The sequence below is a fragment of the Glutamicibacter sp. Je.9.36 genome, from assembly GCF_051129975.1.
GTDB lineage: Bacteria > Actinomycetota > Actinomycetes > Actinomycetales > Micrococcaceae > Glutamicibacter.
On record NZ_JBCPSN010000003.1, the window covers coordinates 299,464 to 316,310 of the forward strand.

The window sequence follows — 16,847 nt, forward strand, 5'->3', positions numbered from 1 at the left end:
CAAGAATAGGTAACCGCCAGCTGGAATTATCGCATTGACGCCTCGGCAAATCCGCGGGGCCTACTTCCCAGCCGAATCCAGTTCATGCTTCAGCGGGAAGTACCAGCGCATGATCTTGCGCAATTTGTCCGAATCATCGCGGGCCCAGTTGCGCATGAGCTCGCCTCCGAAGGAAATGGCCGTGACCGGCTGGGCGCCGGCGGCGATCATCCGCTCGAAAGCGAAGTCGTGCGCCGCCTGGGATATGCCGCCCACCGCGTCGGCTACCGGGTAGACCTCGTAGCCTTCGGAAAGCATGTCCAGGGTGGGAAAGGCGAGGCAGACCTCGGTCCACAACCCGGCCATGACCACCTTGCGCCGGCCGCTGCTTTCGATGGCCTCCCTGAACTCGGCATCCTCCCAGGCGTTGACTCCGCTGCGGTCGATTTCCTTGACCCCGGGCAGCTCGTCCTTGATCACCTGCGCGGTGCCTTGGTTGACTCCCATGTCCACGCCCACGGTCGAGAGCACCACCGGAATCCCGTACTCCGTAGCCAGCCGGCACAGCGCCACGACATTCAGATCGATCCGCTCGCGAGTGGTTGAAGTGACGGTGCCATACTGCTCGGGCTGGAAGTCGATCAACGCCAGCACGCAGTTCTCCGGTGTGAGCAAGTGGTCTGCGCGCTGATCGCGAACCGGTTCCGGCGAGGTTTTCTTGGGCATATCCAGCTCCTCATGGATCGATGAAGTTGCAAGAAATTTCGTGCGTGGCTTCAGGCTATCGCCGGGAACCGGGCCCGGCCAGTGCCCGGCGCAAGTCCCCGGGGACTTCCAAGAATCCCGATCCGCGCCGGCCGGTTGCTGCTCACTTCCGGTACTGGCCGCCGGCGAGCAGCAGTTGCAGTGTCTGGCGCCCGATGCGGCCCAGCGGATCCTCCTCGGCCAGCGTTGCGGTGAGCATGGCGTAGCGCAGCGCCCATCCCCTGGACCGCTGCCACAGGTCGCTGCCCGGTTGGGCGCCGTAGCCTTCGAAAGCCGAGGCGGTGGCTTCGGCGCTGAAGTGCATCCACAGCATGCCCAGATCGGAGGCCGGGTCCCCGGCACACAAATCCCCGAAATCGATCAGCGCCGCTAGCTGGCAGCGTCCGTGCTGCTCAGTGATGACCGTATTGTGCGGATGCGGATCACCGTGCAACCACAGGGGTGCCTTATCATGCGGCGCGGCGGACAATGCTTGGGACCAGAGGACCTGCGCCGGACCTTGCAGCGGGGAGTCCAGCGCCGCAATCTGGCCGCGGGTTTTCGCATCGAGTGCGGCCAGCCCCACGCCCCGGATTTCGCTGCTGGGCGCTGCGGCTCCGGCAGGCTGGTGCAGCCGGTACAGGTACTGCGCGAATTCTCCGGCGTAGCCATCGCGCCTGCGGCGGTCCACCGTCGCGGCGCTGCGGCCCGGGACATAGGGGCAGATGGAGAACGTGAAGGGGTATCGCGGTGCGGGCCGTCCAACGAAGACCGGCATGGCGATGGGCAGGCCGGTCTCGGCGGCCAATTGCGGCAGCCAACGCCGTTCCTTGAGTCCTATGGCCTCGCCTAGTTTCCGGCGCGGCAGGCGCACCACCAGCTCAGCTCCCAGCCGGTACACCTCGTTATCCCACCCGGTAGCCAGATAGGCAATGTCTTGGTTCGCCCAGTGCGGTGCCTGGCTAGCCAGCAGGTGCCTGACCAGCTCCGCGTCAATGTCGACTTCGGCTGGCGGCATTCCCTTACCCGTGGAGACAGAAGAGGTCATTGCTCAATGCTACTGCACCCCGCATGGCTCACCCTGCCGCGCGAATCGTTCTAGAATCGGTGCATGGACTCCCCTGCACCCGGCGAGCAGATCCTCGCCACGCTCCTGCTCGAGAAATTCGACCAGCTTACCGAAACCTTGGCGAGCATTCCGCAGGAACAGGCCAATAGCGTCCTGCCCGTTCACGGCAGCAATTCGCCGGTGCAGGTGGTGCTGCATTGCTGCGGGATGATGCGCCGCTGGTCCTCCACGGTCAATCTCGGCATCGAGGTCCCCCGCGATCGGGCCGCCGAGTTCACCGTGGTGATGGACAAGGAGGCTGCCCTGCAACTGGCGCATGATGCCAGGAAGGCGTTCGCCAACGACCTGGCGTTCACTGCCATGCATGATGCTCCGGTTGCGGCCCCGCCAGGCAGGGAGGGCGAATACTGGATGGCCACCTGCCAGGGCGTGCTGCTGCATGTGCTCGAAGAGCTCTGCCAGCACTTGGGGCATCTGGTAATCATCCGGGATCACTTGGCCAAGGACGCGTCGTGAAAGGCATCCGGCAGGTCACAGCTAACCTACCCATGGTCTTTCCCGGGGCCTGAAGAGCGTCCGCGCGCAGAGCCGTCCCAAACGAGCAAGGCTCCTGCAGCAGGCAAGAACATGAGAGCTGGAAGCCACTGGAATGCCATCAATGCCACCATGGCGGCCAGCAGCATGGCCAACGCCGCGATTCTGGGCCATGCAGCCATGACTGCCCTCCTAGAAGCCTTCTACCGCTCAGCGGTAGTTGATTTGGTGTGAAACCCTAGCAGGATCAGTGCGCAGTTGCCAGAGGCGCCAAATCAAATGCCGCAGGACCGCGCGCCGCTCACAGGTCCAGGTCTTCCCAATCGAAGCGGGTAGTGGTCCCGGATTCCCAATCCTGGCGCAGGATCGCGTAGGCAACCGAGGCGAGATGGCGCCCGTCGCCGGTGGGCCACGCCATCCGGTAATGCGCTTCCTTGAGGAATCCGGCGCGAAGAAAAGTCTTGCGCATCGCGATGTTGTCTTCCCTGGTTTGGCCTTCGAAGCGCAGGGTGCCGGGGAAGTCAGTGAACACCTTGGCGGTCAATTCCCTCAGTACGAGGGTACCCAGGCCTGATCCCCGGTGCTTTTCCGCCAAGCGCAGGTCAAGCATGGGGGTGTCGTCTTCCAGATCTTCGAGTACTGCCATTCCCAAGCATTCTCCCTCGCCAATAATCCAGAATCCTTGGCTCTCGCTGTTCCAATATCTTCCGCTATCGACTAGTCGTCTCAGCTCCGGCTCTGTCCAGTTCCGACGGACATGGAATGGGAAGCTGTTGCTTGATAGAAAAGCGGCGATGGCACTGCTGTCTTCCGGTGCCATTGATCTGAACGAGATATTCATGGGGCAAGCCTATAGAAGACATGCCGGATCCAGTCAGCGTAAACATGAATCCGGCGGCGACAGCACCCGGCCGAATATCTGCTTCCATGTCAGGCCGCTTTCAATGAATCCAGAATCTCTCGCGTCGAAACCACCAGCGCAAAGCCGTCTCCGTGAAGATTGGTCGCCGTAACCTGCATCAAAGTGGCTGCCGGTATTACCGTGCCGTCAGGTCCTGCCAGATCAAAAGTTCGTGTGGCATCGAGAGGCACAATGACGTCAAATCCCAGATTTCCGCCCATCCGGGCGGTGGTTTCTACACACAAGTTGGTTTGGATTCCGCAAACCACGATCTGTTTGATCTGCTTGGACCTCAGCCACTGGCCCAAATCCGGGGAGCCATAAAATGATGAGTTCACTGACTTGGTTATGAACAGATCAGGGGTGACCGCTTGCACCGATTCGTGAAGATTATTGCCGGGACTTTCCACGAACAAGGGTGAGTCCGAATTTCGACTATCGTGCCTGACAATCACTATCGGCATGTTCTTTTCGGACCATTCCAAGAGAAGCCGATCAACGTTGTTCTCGCATTGCGGGTAGTTGGTTGTCGGGCCCCATGACGTGTCGTAGAAACCCTGCTGCATGTCAACCACGATCAATGCGGTCTTTGTACTTGTCATCATGCTTCTACTTCATCAGGGATCGAGGAACCCAACCAGTGGCATAAATGACATGGTTCGATAAGATTGCGCCATGATCATCGTGGGGATTCTAGTTGGGCCGGGCCGTCGAGCATTTGATATCGAAATCGCCCGCGAGGTGTATGACGACCGAACCGACCGTGGTCTCCCCCGGCCCGAAGTTCGAATCCTCGCAGCAACCACGGTCACCGATCTTGACCCGGTTCGCTCAATACGGCGCACACATTCGCTTGCTTCGGTGGAGGAACTCGACATGATGGTGGTTCCGGGAAGCGAGAATCCGCTCGCAGAACCTCACCCGCAGGAAGTTGCAGCAGTTGCACGAGCTGCTTCCGCCGGGGTTCTTGTCGCCTCATTGTGTACCGGTGCATTCACACTCGCCGCTGCAGGACTGCTCGATGGGCGAAGCGCGACGACCCACTGGCGTTTTGCCAATGAACTTGCAAGGCGTTATCCAGAGGTCAACGTCAAGTCGAGGGATTTGTATTGTGGCGAGGACAAAGTATGGACTTCGGCTGGAGTCACCGCAGGAGTTGATCTATTGCTCCATCTAGTACGTCTGGACTGGGGAACCAGCGCTGCAGAAACTATCGCGAAGGCCATGGTCACCCCTGTTTTCAGACCGGGAACCCAAGCGCAATACGCGGATACCAGCATCCCTGGGAATTCATCGCCGTCAGTTGAACAACTGCATCTGGCAGTCAGCCAAGATCTTCAACGGCACTGGAACGTCCAAGAACTAGCAGCGGTCTGCGCAATGTCACCACGGACTTTTCACCGGTGGTTCTCAGACGCGGTCGGGACAACACCTATTGCATGGCTCAATGAACTTCGAGTCAGCGAGGCTCAACGCCTACTGGAACAAAGCGACCTGTCGGTTGGCGCCGTTGCCCGTCAGGTTGGCTTTGCTTCTGATGATCTGCTGCGCAAGCATTTCTCGTCGCGATTGGGGATCACGCCGACCGGCCATGCAGCGGCTTTCCGTCGACAACGTCCATGATGAATTGCGCCTTGCCTCGCGCATAAGCGATCCTGTCATCCCCGACCCTCGTGGCCAAGTCGTGTTTCAGCTCGGCATATGCGGTAGCAATATTGGCGTCTTCCCTCAGTCGATCGCGGAACACCAGATGCTCGCGTTCCCGGACCGAACCGAGTTGGCACACGTGAACATGCACTATTCGGAGCTCACCCGCGGGCGGACGAAAGAAGAGATGGCCGGCCTCCCGTTGACGCAGCACAAGCCCCAGCGCTTCGAGGCCGCTGCGGTACGCGGACTCTTCTGAAATATCCGGAACAGCTATTTGGAGGTCGAGAACTGGTTTGGCGATGAGGCCCGGTACTGCTGTCGACCCGATATGCTCTGCAGATGCCGCGGCGGGACCAATGGCGGTCTTGATGCGCAGCATCCAATCAGCGGCCTGGTCGGCCCACGACGGATCATGCTCGACAAGATGGACAGGTTCACCATCGGGCCTATCGAACCATTCGCTATTCATCTATCCAGTATGCCTCGATGACAGAATCCGGAAGGTGCGATTCCAGGCAGGTTCCACTTCGCCCTATCCAGCCGGCTGGCCGTTTTCACCCAGCACCGCTTCCCCGTCGGTATGCAGCGGGTTTTTCATCGTCGGCATCCACGCGCAACGCGTCTGCATGCCCGACTCCGCTTGCCCATCCCTGACCAGCACCGTGCCCAGCATCCACTGCCCGTCGTCGGTGACTTCCCCCATGGCTTCCGGTCCGGCCAGGTAGCCCATCATTTCTTGATCTTCCAAAGGCATCTCGCTCTTGGCGTTCGGGGCAGAATAGACAGGGATCGACACGGAAATGGTGTCGCCCTTTGCCTCCGGGTGGCAGTATCCACCGTCGCCTCCAAGACCGTCCGTGCGCACGAGGTAGTACTGGTCATCGCCGGAATACTGTTTTACGCCTACCGTTCGAACCTGTTCCAGCGGGCCTTTTTCCGCGCAGGCAGTATTCTGGAAATCGCTGCGCAGGTACTCAGTGACCTTGACGCCCTGCGTGGCTGGCACCACGCTCGCAACGGTGGATCCGCAATTATGCGAATAAGCGATCTCGCCGGGAATCTGGACTGCCCCCTCCTCCGTCGCAACCCAGGCAACGAAGTGCTCCCAATAGGCATTGCCGGACGTGCTGATGAACGATGCGACGGCATCGTCTACGCCGTCGCCATCCAGATCCGCATAGACGATCTTGCCCAGCTCATAGCTGTTGAATTCATCGCTGGCTTTCGAATTCTCAAGACGGATCTTCGAGGGTTTGCCATCGAGCGCCATCGGATCCATCCAGGTTGCGTTTCCAAGATCCGCATCTCGCAGGGATTCGATCCCAGGCTCTTCCTTGCTCGGCGAAGGAACTGCCGTTGGCGTTGAGGATTCCAGGTCCGGCTCCGGTTCGCTGCACCCAGTGAGCAGTAGCCCAACCGCGGCCACCGTGCTGAAAATTCTTACTCCACGAGATGCATTGATCATGTTCAGATGATAACTGAATATAAAAACGAATCATAAAAACTTGTGCCATCAGGACCGCTTGCGCGTAATGCTTGTTAAAAAACGCCAGCCTCGGACTTCACGATTGGAAGTCCGAGGCTGGCGCCGGGGTTTGGAGTCCGGGGACTAGAGTCCCAGCTTCTCCATCACGATTTCGCGCACGCGGCCGGCGTCGGCCTGTCCGCGGGTGGCCTTCATGACAGGGCCCATCAGCGCACCGATGGCCTGCATCTTGCCGCCCTTGATCTTCTCGACCACATCAGGCATGGCAGCCATGGCATCATCCACGGCCTTGCCCAAGGCATCATCGTCATTCACCACAGCCAAGCTGCGCTTCTCGACGATTTCGCTTGGGGTGCCTTCGCCGGCGATGGCGAATTCCAGCACCTGGCGGGCGATCTTGTCGTTGATCTTCTTCGCCTCGATCAGCGAGTTCAGCTCAACGATGGTCGCAGCGCTCACGCCCAGATCGGCGATGTCCTTGTCCGCGGCCTTGGCCAGACGGGCGATCTCGCCCATCCACCACTTGCGGGCCACAGCGGCGCTGGCGCCAGCGGCAATGGTCTGCTCGATCTCGTCGAGCACACCGGCGTTGACCACGTCGCGGAATTCCTTGTCCGCGTAGCCCCACTCGGCCTTCAGGCGCTTGCGAGGATCAACTAGGATCAAACTTCTTTTCGATGTATACGAAGACATCCTAAAGAGATCAATTCGAGTACGCGAAATAAATAGGCCACCGGCAGGTCGATTTCACTGGAGGAGTAGGGTCGACTAAAGACAGACTCCCGACTTTTAGAATTTCTGTAAAAATACAATGGCCAAATGCGCATTTGTGTCTACCCGACGTTGACATAAACTCTAGTCATCCGGCCATCATGCCTTTCGCCGTACACAGGGTACATCCCGTCGCCAAACGCAGTTTCGAATGCAACAGCTGCTCCTGCATGCCCCTTGCCAAAAGTAAGTTCGCCATGACCTTCGTTAAGTGTCGCTTGACAAGCTCCGTCGTAGGAATAATCAAAGGATGCTGGTACCTGCCGTTCGGCTTCGATCAGCAAGCCTGCTTCAAGCAGATCACTGACAGATCTTCCTAAGGATGGCAGTACATCTTGGTAAGTTCTGAAATCGACGCCAAACTGCCAAGTATCGCCTGTTTTCGGATCAACATACTTGCGAATGTCGACAAATTGCTCATCCAACCACTCGGTATCGACGTAACACGGATCCGTAACCATGAGTTGTCCGCTGTCTACGGCCACTAATCCTAAAAGACTAACTTCAATACTTTCATCAGGGTCGCTTGTACGAGTGTCCGATGAATCTAGTTCACCGTTGAGCTGTAACATTCTGCGGAAGCCAGACGTTCGATCCAAATCTCTTTTTAGAACCAGCTTTTCTTCCTCGAGAGACCTCAAAATTTCCTTATTGCTATCGACGTCCTCTGAAAGTCGCCGAACTTCTTCCTCACGAGTTTTAATTCGGTCCGCCAGAACAGCTTCCATGAACTCAGGTGAACGTCGTTCCAAATCGAGCGCTTTCTCTTTCCAATAGTCTCGACTCTTTTCGACGTTTTCGATAGCCGCACTCTTGGAGTCAATACTCGATTTCAAGCTAGCTATGTATAACTTCCAGATAAACGCGCCCACGATAAGAGCCCCAGCATTTATCAGTAATTGAAAAATTTCAAACGCGGAGTTCATCCAGTCCGGCATCGATCCACCCTATTCATTCAATTTTCATGCTGAGCATTACAACAGGAACTTCATTGACAACGATCAAATCAAAAATGATTCAAAGTGTTAATATACCTATGGCCCTCAAGCTCTTAGAAGAGCAAGTGGGCCATAGGTCTACATCTGCAGAAATCGCTAGAGTCCCAGCTTCTCCATCACGATTTCGCGCACGCGGCCGGCGTCGGCCTGTCCGCGGGTGGCCTTCATGACAGGGCCCATCAGCGCACCGATGGCCTGCATCTTGCCGCCCTTGATCTTCTCGACCACATCAGGCATGGCAGCCATGGCATCATCCACGGCCTTGCCCAAGGCATCATCGTCATTCACCACAGCCAAGCTGCGCTTCTCGACGATTTCGCTTGGGGTGCCTTCGCCGGCGATGGCGAATTCCAGCACCTGGCGGGCGATCTTGTCGTTGATCTTCTTCGCCTCGATCAGCGAGTTCAGCTCAACGATGGTCGCAGCGCTCACGCCCAGATCGGCGATGTCCTTGTCCGCGGCCTTGGCCAGACGGGCGATCTCGCCCATCCACCACTTGCGGGCCACAGCGGCGCTGGCGCCAGCGGCAATGGTCTGCTCGATCTCGTCGAGCACACCGGCGTTGACCACGTCGCGGAATTCCTTGTCCGCGTAGCCCCACTCGGCCTTCAGGCGCTTGCGGCGCTCGGCTGGCGGTTCCGGCAGGCGGCCGCGCAGCTCTTCGACCCATTCGGCGGTGGTGACGATAGGCACCAGATCCGGTTCCGGGAAGTAGCGGTAGTCATCGGCATCCGACTTCGGGCGGCCCGAGGTGGTCGAACGGGTGTCTTCATGCCAGTGACGGGTTTCCTGGACGATCTTCGCCCCGGAATCCAGCACCGCTGCGTGGCGCTCGATCTCGAAGTGCACGGCATGCTCCACCGCGCGCAGGGAGTTCACGTTCTTGGTTTCGGTACGGGTGCCGAACTTCTGGGCGCCCTTGGGCATCAGCGAGACGTTGGCATCGCAACGCACGTTGCCGCGTTCCATCTTGGCATCCGAAACGCCCAGGTTCTTCACGATTTCGCGCACGGCGGCCACGTAGGCCTTGGCCAGCTCGGGAGCGCGCTTGCCGGCGCCTACGATTGGCTTGGTCACGATCTCCACCAGCGGAACGCCAGCGCGGTTGTAGTCAACCAGCGAGTAGTCCGCACCCTGGATGCGTCCGGCAGCGCCACCCATGTGGGTCAGCTTGCCGGCATCTTCTTCCATGTGGGCGCGTTCGATCTCGACGCGGAAGACTTCGCCGTCTTCCAGCTCGATGTCCAGGTAGCCGTCGAAGGCAATCGGATCATCGTACTGGGAGGTCTGGAAGTTCTTCGGGGTATCCGGGTAGAAGTAGTTCTTGCGGGCGAAGCCGCACTTCTGCGCGATCTGGCAGTTCAAGGCCAGGCCGATCAGGATGGAGTACTCCACGGCGGTCTTGTTGACCACCGGCAGCACGCCGGGCAGGCCCAGGTCTACCGGGGTGACGTTGGTGTTCGGGGCATCGCCAAAAGCGTTCGGCGCGTCGGAGAACATCTTGGTCTTGGTGTTCAGCTCAACGTGGACCTCGAAGCCCAGGACCGGGTCGTAGCGATCCAGTGCCGTATCGAAGTCGACCAGTTCATCGGTGTAGTTGCTCATGGTGCCTAGGCCTCCTGCGCGATCGAAGCGGTGTCAATGGCTGGTGCCTGCGAGATCAGCGAGTGGCCCCACTGCTTCTCGAGCAGGGTTTCCAGTGCTGCGCCGGCACGGTACAAGCGGGCATCCTCGTAGGCCGGGGCCAGGAACTGGATGCCTACCGGCAGGTTCTCGGACAGGCCGCCCGGGACGGTGATGCCCGGAATGCCAGCGAGGTTGGCCGGGATGGTGGCCACGTCGTTGAGGTACATGGCCAGCGGGTCGTTGTCGTTCGCGCCCAGCTCGAAGGCGACGGTCGGCGCGGTGGGGGAAACCAGCACGTCGGCCTGCTCGAAAGCGGCGTCGAAGTCGCGCTGGATCAGCGTGCGGACCTTCTGCGCCGAGCCGTAGTAGGCGTCGTAGTAGCCTGCGGACAGGGCGTAGGTGCCCAGGATGATGCGGCGCTTGACCTCGTCGCCGAAGCCGGCGGCACGGGTGGAGCCCATGACGCGCTCGATGGTCATCGGGCCCTCTTCCGGAAGCACGCGGTGGCCGTAGCGCACACCATCGAACTTGGCCAGGTTGGAGGAAACTTCCGACGGCATGATCAGGTAGTAGGCGCCCAGCGCGTACTTGAAGTTCGGGCAGGAAACCTCGACGATTTCTGCACCGGCGGCCTTGAGCAGTTCCAGCGACTCGTTGAAGCGTGCCTGGACACCCTCCTGGTAGCCCTCGCCGGTCAGTTCCTTGATGACGCCAATGCGCAGGCCCTTGATATCCCCGGTGGCGCCGGATTCAGCGGCGGCAACCAGGCCTTCGAGCGGGTTGGGCAGCGAGGTGGAATCCTTGGGATCGTGCCCGCCGATCAGTTCCTGCAGGTAGGCCGAGTCCAGCACGGTACGGGAGACCGGGCCGATCTGGTCCAGCGAGGAAGCCATGGCGATCGCGCCGTAGCGCGAGACGGCACCGTAGGTCGGCTTCACGCCGACGGTACCGGTGACGGCGCCTGGCTGGCGGATGGAGCCGCCGGTGTCGGTGCCCAGTGCCAGCGGAGCTTCGAAGGAGGCCACTGCTGCGGCCGAGCCGCCGCCGGACCCGCCCGGAATGCGGTTCAGGTTCCACGGGTTGCGGGTCACGCCGTAGGCGGAGTGCTCGGTGGAGGAACCCATGGCGAATTCATCCAGGTTGGTCTTGCCCAGCATCGGCAGCTTGGCAGCGCGGATCTTCTCGATCACGGTCGCGTCGTAGGGGCTCATCCAGTCTTCGAGCATCTTCGATGCCGCGGTGGTCGGCTGGCCCTTGGTGACGATCAGGTCCTTGATCGCGATGGGCACGCCGGCCAGCGGGTGCAGGGCTTCGGCCTGCGCGCCGCCGGCGGCACGGATGGCGTCAACTTCGGCTGCGACGGCGAGCGCTTCTTCGGCGTTCACGTGCAGGAAGGCATTCAGTGCGCCGTCAACCTCGGCGATGCGGTCCAGATGGGCCTGGACTGCTTGAACGGAGGTGGCCTCACCGGCGCGCAGCTTGGCGGCCAGCTCGGTGGCAGAAAGCTTAATCAGTTCATTCACTTGGATTATTCACCATCCAGAATAGCCGGGACCTTGAAGCGGTCCGAGTCCGAATCAGGCGCGTTGAGCAGAACTTCTTCAATGCTCAGCGTCTGCCCCACCGTATCTTCGCGCAACACGTTGGTCAGCGGGATCGGGTGGCTGGTGGCTGGGACGTCGGAGGCGGCGACTTCGCTGACGGACGCGATGGCACCGACGATAGCGTCGAGTTCACCGGTCATTTTGTCCAGCTCTGCGTCGCTCATCTCGATGTGGGCAAGGTGTGCCAGATGCACAACGTCCTCACGGCTGATGGCAGACATGTATCTCCCTAGAATGGCGGTTGGGTTTCATAGACAAGTCTATCCCTTACGCGCCTGCCCCAATGCCTATATGCGGGGCATTAGTTATGCTGTGCGCAATACCAAACCGCTCAGGTCCTGGCCGAGGGCGTTCTCCCAGATCCCGATAACACCGGCTTCGGCGGGATCGCCGGCTACCGGTTTGCGGATGATCACCGCGTCTTTGCCCCGAGTCTCGCCGCAGACCAGGATCCGCGGATCCGCGGTAAAGGACTCGGACCGGTGCTGCGGCGTGGCGTTCCCGGCCAGCAGTTCACGTGCCTGGGCGATGAAAATGGGGTCGCCGGCGGCGTCATAGACAAAGCGGGTGCCCAGAATCGCGTGCTCGCTCGTTCCCAGGAGGTAGCGTTCCGCGCCGTCAACCGGGGCATCCCGATAGGTCAGCGGAACGTGGTAAATCACGTCAGAGGTATCGCTGTGGTCTGCGTAGAAGCTCAACTCGATACCGACTTCACCCCGCGGGTCTTCCAGGCGGAATCCGCCAACACCTTCAAGTTTCGGCGCGCCCTGGCCGGTGTAGAACTCCTGCTTGGCCAGCCAGGCTGCCACCAACTCGGTCTTGGTTGGAGACATAGTGGTGTTGTAGACGATTCCCATGAGCTTAGTCTGTCAATTGCTGGTATTAGGCACAAGTGTTGGCGCAACGGTTCTTTGGCCAGCTGATAGCTCCTACGATGGTTTCATGCACACACAGGAGCCGTGGGATGAAGTTCAGCAGGCGCAGCAGTACGGGCAGAACCTGCTGCGGGATGCCGCCATTGAACTGCGCGAGTCCGAGCACGAGGACTTCTCGGTCATGGCCGGGTGGTGGAACGACCCGGCCTGGGCGGTGCTCCAGCAACGAACCATCAAACCGCGTCCCGGGACTCCGCTCGTGGAAATGTTCGCACAGTGGAGCGAGAACAAGCCCTCTTCCGGCGATGCCGGCTTCAGCATCTTCGAGCGCGGCAGCGGAACCTTCATCGGGCACATCACGCTGCATGGCGGCCAGTTGCCGCATCGCGCCGCTGAAATGGCCGTGATGATCGGCCCGGACTTCGTCGGCCAGGGTTTCGGCACCCGCGCCACCGCGTTGATGTCCGGCTATGGTTTCCGCGAGTTGGGACTGCACCGGATTAGCCTGTGCGTTGCCGCCTTCAACCAGCGGGCCATCCGGGCTTATGAGAAAGCCGGGTATACCCAGGAGGGGCGCCAACGCGAGGTGTACTTCCACAATGGCGTATTCCACGACCAGGTGCAGCTGAGCCTGCTCGCCGGCGAATACTTCGCCCAGCGGGGCTGAGCAGCACCCCGCGGTACTATTTGGCCGCTTCCTCCAGCATGGACTTCACCAGCGGTCCCGCCGTCTGGGCTCCGCCGTCTCCATCCTCGACGAACGCGGCAACCGCCAGATCGCCTTGGGCGGCGATGGCCCAGGCATGCGCGTTCTTTTCGCCGTCGTATTCGGCGGTGCCGCTCTTGCCGATGATCTTTCCGTTGCCTACTGCCTTCAGATCCTCCAGGGTTCCGTGGTCCACGACCTCGGCCATCATGGTGGACAGCTGCCCTGCTTCCTCTTCGCTCAGCGTGGAAGCCGGCTTGGCAGGTGCCTGGGGTTCTGGCGCCAGGATCAGTTTGGGCTGCACCGTGGACTTCGCCTGGATCGATGCCATCACGGTGGCCATGCCCAGTGGCGATGCTTCCACCACGCCCTGGCCAATCATGTTCGCGGCCTGGGTGGTGCCTTCAGAATCTTCGGGCACCGAACCGAACACTGCGCCGGCACCGGTTCCGTCCTCTGCCAGCAAGCCGAGAGCAGCCGCGGCGTCAGCCAGGTTCTTGCCGCCAATTTCCGTTCCCTGATTCACGAAGACCGTGTTGCAGGACTGGGCGATTGCTTCGGATAGCGGGATGGTGCCTACGGCGGCAGCAGGATAGCCGTCATAGTTCTTGAAGCTCTTGCCATCCACCACCGTGGTTGCCGGGCACTTGACCTCGGTGCCCGGTGTTGCTCCGTCACGCAGCATCGCCAAGGCGCTCACGACCTTGAAGGAAGAACCCGGTGCATAGGAAGCTTGCAAGGAGGTGTTCAGCCCGGAAGAAACCGGGCCCGAGGAGGCCGCGAGGACGCTGCCGTCAGAAGGCCGAATGACCACGATGGCAGAGTTCGAATCGGCTTCGGCCAGCAGCTCATCCGCGGTTTCCTGCAGTCCGGTGTCCAAAGTGGTCTTCAGGTCCTTGCCTGCTACCGGGGCTGCGGTGATCAGTTCCGCTACCGCTTCATCTTCAGCGTTGTACTGCGATACCGAGACTCCGGCAGTTCCCGCGAGGGTGTCATTGTAGGCGGCTTGCAATCCTGATTGGCCTACCTGGTCACCGGCCTTGACCTTGCCTTCGGACTTCTCGATATTCTCGGCGGTGGCCTTGCCAACGCTGCCTAGCAGCGGGCGGGCGAAGGAGCGAGTGGGTGCCAAGGGCAGCTCGTCGTTGTGGAAGCCGGCACCCGGAATACCCCTGATTTCCTCGTCGGTGACTTCCCGCGTTGCGTCGTCGCGCAGGACAATAGCTTCCACCCAGGCTTTGTCGCCAGCGGCCATCACTCGTTGCGCATAGGCCTGTTCATCGATGTCCACGAGCTTGGCCAGTTTCTTCGCCGAGCTTTCCCAGTTTTCTTTTCCGGTGTGGGTCTTATCCATGCCAACACGAATCACCGGCCGATTGGAGACAATGCTTTCGCCTTCTGCATCGGTGATGCTGCCTCGTGCTGCAGGATCGAAGGCCGCTTTGAGGTAGTCGCCGGTTTCGAACTCAGGGGCAAGAATTGACGGGTCAAAGCGCAGTTTCCAGGAATCGGATTCCTTGTCGAATTCCCACACAGCCTGGGTGTCGTAGCTCAGATCCTTGTCCGACTTGTCGATATCCCATACAGTGGTGATGCTCGCGGTAGCTGTCTTGACCCCATCTTGCTCTTCTTCGTTTTCGGCCACCGAACGAACGGTGCTCGTGTGCTTGATTTCGCCCATGGTGCCAAAGGCAGTTTCCTGGGCTTTCGCTGCATCTTCCGGGCTGGTCCCAGCGAATTGCACTGAGCCGAAATCGCCGCTATTCATGGCGGATACCAGCGCATCGGCCGAAGGTGCCGGGTCTGGGGCGCCTGCGCTGCAGGCATTTAGTGCGGCCATGGCCAGGGACGCAACGGACAGGGCGGCAACACTTCGGCGAATAGCACTCATGGCGCCATTCTATTCACGCGCTCGGACAGACCACAACGTGTGTCCGCCGAAGTCATGGGCGGTTCACCTGGATCCAGGCTGAATCCATCTTGGCTGCAGGCTATAGGCGTAGACAACCAATTCGATATCGGTGTTCGGCACAACCCAATCGCGTTCGGGATAGTGGACGAATCCGAGGGATTCATACAGCCCCCGGGCAGAATCCCAGCTGCTGCCGGTAGTCAGGGAGACGGCACTGATTCCGGGAATGAGCCGGGCGCGCTCGATGGCGGCCTGCACCATGCTCCGGCCAACACCCCTGCGCTGCGCGGCCGGATCAACGCTGAGCATGCGGATTTCCAGCTCGTCCGCTCTGGCAATGTCCGCATAGTCGCTGCCCGCCCGGATCAAGGTCATGGAACCGATGATCTCTTCTTCCCGGCGCACCACGTAGATTTCGGTCTGGGCTGCACGCTCGGCCACCTTGCGCACGAAGTCCAGGTACTCGTTATCCGGGCTGTCGAAATGCCCAGCGGCAAAATAGGACTCTGCGGTCAGCTCCCCCACACGCTGGTAGTGCTCGGGAGCGGCCAGTTCAATCGACGAGTCGCCAATGCTGGTTGAAAAAGTTTGCGCGTCAGTCATGATGCTCCAAGTGTGCCACGAGCTCAGGTGGTTTTCTGCGCGTCACCGAATCCAAGGCAAATGATGCTCTGGCTGAAATTTTTGCGGAGCAATTCTTCTCTGATCTGCAGTGATTCGCGGTGGGAATTAGTGCCTTGCGAATAACTGGGAGAAAAACTTGCCCGCAAGTTTGTTAATGGAGTTAACTAACCCTGTGACTTCCCCACGCAAGGACTGGAATGTGCTGTCGCACGGCAGCGCTATTTTGCCGTCCCATGGGAGGGAGCACAACCTCTCTCTGATCCTGCAAACACTTTCGGACCAAGGCGCTTTGAGCCGTGCCGATCTGGCACGCGCTACCGGCCTGACACGTGTCACTGTCTCGGAACTGGTCGCGGAATTGATCAACCGCTCGCACGTCATTGAGACCGGGCAGCAAGAGCAAAAACGCCCCGGCAAGCCCTCCACCCTGGTCGATTTGAATCGCCCGGGGCTCAGGATCATCGGCGTGGACTTATCCGGCGTTGTCCCGTTCCGGGCGGCCATCATGGATCTGGATGGCGCCATCCTCAAGAGTTTTTCTGCCCAGGCACGTGAAGCAACCGGTGAGGCCGCGACGGTCCAGCTCCTGGAGCTGCTCGACACCGCACTAGCCGAATGCGACGCGCCGGTTCTGGGCGTGGGCATTGGCTCGCCCGGTGTAGTGACCGATCGGGGAATTGTCGTCGCAGCCGAAAAGTTCGGTTGGCGCGACTACGACCTGCGATCTGCGGTCGAGCAGGCTACCGGCCTGGCCGCTCATGTCCTCAATGACGCCGACTGCGCCATCCTTTCCGAGCACACTTTCGGCCAAGGCAGCGACCACATGATCTTGCTGCGCCTGGGGCGGGGTGTGGGCTGCGGCGTCATCACCCACAACACCCTGGTGCGCGGCTCCGATTTCGCCGCCGGCGAGCTGGGCCATGTCCGCCAGCGTGCGCAGGACACTGCCCTATGCAGCTGCGGGCAAATCGGCTGCCTGGAAGCCTATGCTTCCGTTCCTGCAATCTGGAAGTCCCTGGCCGAAGGGGAACCAAAGGAACAGCTGGACCAGCGGATCGCCGCGTATCTTGCTGGCGCACTTGCCCCGCTGCTTTCGGTACTCGACATTCGCGATGTCATTTTCACCGGGACCCCGGAAGTCGTGGATCAGCCTCTCGCGCAAGCGCTACGCGAAGCACTGGCCCTGCGCTCGCATACTGCACGCGCCGAGAACTTCCGGCTTTCACTGAGCGAAGATCCAGAGCATCTGGTGCTCCGAGGTTGCGCGGTCAACGTGCTATTCCATGAACTGGGGATCACCTAGCGGGACCGCCCGGTTTCTCCATACCTGTATTCCACTAATCATCACTGCCAAGATCGGAGAGTGCC

At 60.2% G+C, this 16,847-nt stretch carries 18 protein-coding genes and 1 pseudogene; 4 read left to right on the forward strand and 15 right to left on the reverse strand.

All coding sequences use genetic code 11. The features are described from left to right. Nucleotides 1-60 precede the first annotated feature (60 nt). Both AAZQ98_RS09760 and AAZQ98_RS09765 read right to left on the reverse strand, forming a co-directional pair. The gene (locus tag AAZQ98_RS09760; protein ID WP_332727898.1) at nucleotides 61-705 is read right to left on the reverse strand and encodes an isochorismatase family protein; all 645 of its coding nucleotides are present in this window, start codon (nucleotides 703-705) and stop codon (nucleotides 61-63) included. Between the two features lie 142 nt (nucleotides 706-847). After that, nucleotides 848-1,771 (reverse strand): aminoglycoside phosphotransferase family protein, encoded by a 924-nt coding sequence (locus AAZQ98_RS09765; RefSeq protein ID WP_434691788.1) that lies wholly within the window; start codon nucleotides 1,769-1,771, stop codon nucleotides 848-850. A gap of 63 nt (nucleotides 1,772-1,834) precedes the next feature. On the opposite strand from AAZQ98_RS09765, the gene AAZQ98_RS09770 reads away from it, so the two are divergent. Then, on the forward strand, nucleotides 1,835-2,308 hold the full coding sequence (locus AAZQ98_RS09770) for a DUF664 domain-containing protein (RefSeq protein ID WP_434691790.1): 474 nt from the start codon (nucleotides 1,835-1,837) through the stop codon (nucleotides 2,306-2,308). A gap of 26 nt (nucleotides 2,309-2,334) precedes the next feature. On the opposite strand, the gene AAZQ98_RS09775 is transcribed toward AAZQ98_RS09770, so the two are convergent. The 3 genes from AAZQ98_RS09775 to AAZQ98_RS09785 all read right to left on the reverse strand — a co-directional run bounded on the left by AAZQ98_RS09775 (nucleotide 2,335) and on the right by AAZQ98_RS09785 (nucleotide 3,832). Next, a complete protein-coding gene (locus AAZQ98_RS09775) occupies nucleotides 2,335-2,508 on the reverse strand; it encodes a hypothetical protein (protein WP_332498405.1) in 174 nt (57 codons plus the stop codon). Between the two features lie 119 nt (nucleotides 2,509-2,627). Continuing rightward, entirely contained in the window at nucleotides 2,628-3,167 is a 540-nt protein-coding gene (locus AAZQ98_RS09780) for a GNAT family N-acetyltransferase (protein WP_434691793.1), read from the reverse strand. Nucleotides 3,168-3,256: 89 nt separating this feature from the next. Next, nucleotides 3,257-3,832, reverse strand: a complete 576-nt coding sequence (locus tag AAZQ98_RS09785) for a cysteine hydrolase family protein (protein ID WP_434691796.1) — start codon at nucleotides 3,830-3,832, stop codon at nucleotides 3,257-3,259. Nucleotides 3,833-3,902: 70 nt separating this feature from the next. Between AAZQ98_RS09785 and AAZQ98_RS09790 the strand changes: the two genes are divergently transcribed. Continuing rightward, the gene (locus AAZQ98_RS09790) at nucleotides 3,903-4,850 is read left to right on the forward strand and encodes a GlxA family transcriptional regulator (protein ID WP_434691799.1); all 948 of its coding nucleotides are present in this window, start codon (nucleotides 3,903-3,905) and stop codon (nucleotides 4,848-4,850) included. Here the strand turns inward: AAZQ98_RS09790 and AAZQ98_RS09795 are convergent. The 8 genes and pseudogenes from AAZQ98_RS09795 to AAZQ98_RS09830 form a co-directional block, all read right to left on the reverse strand. Continuing rightward, nucleotides 4,804-5,346: a GrpB family protein gene (locus AAZQ98_RS09795; protein ID WP_434691801.1), complete on the reverse strand. Its 543-nt coding sequence runs from the start codon at nucleotides 5,344-5,346 to the stop codon at nucleotides 4,804-4,806. The two genes, AAZQ98_RS09790 and AAZQ98_RS09795, sit on opposite strands and share 47 nt — an antisense overlap. Nucleotides 5,347-5,409: 63 nt before the next feature. After that, on the reverse strand, nucleotides 5,410-6,342 hold the full coding sequence (locus AAZQ98_RS09800; RefSeq protein WP_434691803.1) for a hypothetical protein: 933 nt from the start codon (nucleotides 6,340-6,342) through the stop codon (nucleotides 5,410-5,412). Nucleotides 6,343-6,486: 144 nt separating this feature from the next. Further along, nucleotides 6,487-7,011: pseudogene (locus AAZQ98_RS09805) on the reverse strand (Asp-tRNA(Asn)/Glu-tRNA(Gln) amidotransferase subunit GatB); the annotation flags it as partial. A gap of 185 nt (nucleotides 7,012-7,196) precedes the next feature. After that, entirely contained in the window at nucleotides 7,197-8,072 is an 876-nt protein-coding gene (locus AAZQ98_RS09810; protein WP_434691806.1) for a hypothetical protein, read from the reverse strand. A 156-nt stretch (nucleotides 8,073-8,228) separates the two neighbouring features. After that, nucleotides 8,229-9,737 carry an Asp-tRNA(Asn)/Glu-tRNA(Gln) amidotransferase subunit GatB gene (gatB, locus tag AAZQ98_RS09815; protein WP_332487779.1) on the reverse strand — a complete coding sequence of 503 codons (1,509 nt, stop codon included), beginning with the start codon at nucleotides 9,735-9,737 and terminating at the stop codon, nucleotides 8,229-8,231. A gap of 5 nt (nucleotides 9,738-9,742) precedes the next feature. After that, on the reverse strand, nucleotides 9,743-11,281 hold the full coding sequence (gatA, locus tag AAZQ98_RS09820; protein WP_434691809.1) for an Asp-tRNA(Asn)/Glu-tRNA(Gln) amidotransferase subunit GatA: 1,539 nt from the start codon (nucleotides 11,279-11,281) through the stop codon (nucleotides 9,743-9,745). A gap of 5 nt (nucleotides 11,282-11,286) precedes the next feature. Continuing rightward, the gene (gatC, locus tag AAZQ98_RS09825) at nucleotides 11,287-11,583 is read right to left on the reverse strand and encodes an Asp-tRNA(Asn)/Glu-tRNA(Gln) amidotransferase subunit GatC (RefSeq protein WP_038989805.1); all 297 of its coding nucleotides are present in this window, start codon (nucleotides 11,581-11,583) and stop codon (nucleotides 11,287-11,289) included. A gap of 84 nt (nucleotides 11,584-11,667) precedes the next feature. Next, a complete protein-coding gene (locus tag AAZQ98_RS09830) occupies nucleotides 11,668-12,219 on the reverse strand; it encodes a maltokinase N-terminal cap-like domain-containing protein (protein ID WP_434691813.1) in 552 nt (183 codons plus the stop codon). An 85-nt stretch (nucleotides 12,220-12,304) separates the two neighbouring features. On the opposite strand from AAZQ98_RS09830, the gene AAZQ98_RS09835 reads away from it, so the two are divergent. Continuing rightward, on the forward strand, nucleotides 12,305-12,904 hold the full coding sequence (locus AAZQ98_RS09835; protein WP_434691816.1) for a GNAT family N-acetyltransferase: 600 nt from the start codon (nucleotides 12,305-12,307) through the stop codon (nucleotides 12,902-12,904). A 16-nt stretch (nucleotides 12,905-12,920) separates the two neighbouring features. Here the strand turns inward: AAZQ98_RS09835 and AAZQ98_RS09840 are convergent, their stop codons facing one another. Both AAZQ98_RS09840 and AAZQ98_RS09845 read right to left on the reverse strand, forming a co-directional pair. Beyond that, on the reverse strand, nucleotides 12,921-14,834 hold the full coding sequence (locus tag AAZQ98_RS09840; RefSeq protein ID WP_434691818.1) for a penicillin-binding transpeptidase domain-containing protein: 1,914 nt from the start codon (nucleotides 14,832-14,834) through the stop codon (nucleotides 12,921-12,923). Nucleotides 14,835-14,897: 63 nt separating this feature from the next. Then, nucleotides 14,898-15,458, reverse strand: coding sequence for a GNAT family N-acetyltransferase (locus tag AAZQ98_RS09845; RefSeq protein WP_434691821.1), 561 nt, complete (start codon nucleotides 15,456-15,458; stop codon nucleotides 14,898-14,900). 193 nt (nucleotides 15,459-15,651) lie between these two features. Between AAZQ98_RS09845 and AAZQ98_RS09850 the strand changes: the two genes are divergently transcribed. Then, nucleotides 15,652-16,782: an ROK family transcriptional regulator gene (locus AAZQ98_RS09850; RefSeq protein WP_434691823.1), complete on the forward strand. Its 1,131-nt coding sequence runs from the start codon at nucleotides 15,652-15,654 to the stop codon at nucleotides 16,780-16,782. The last annotated feature ends 65 nt before the right edge of the window (nucleotides 16,783-16,847 follow it).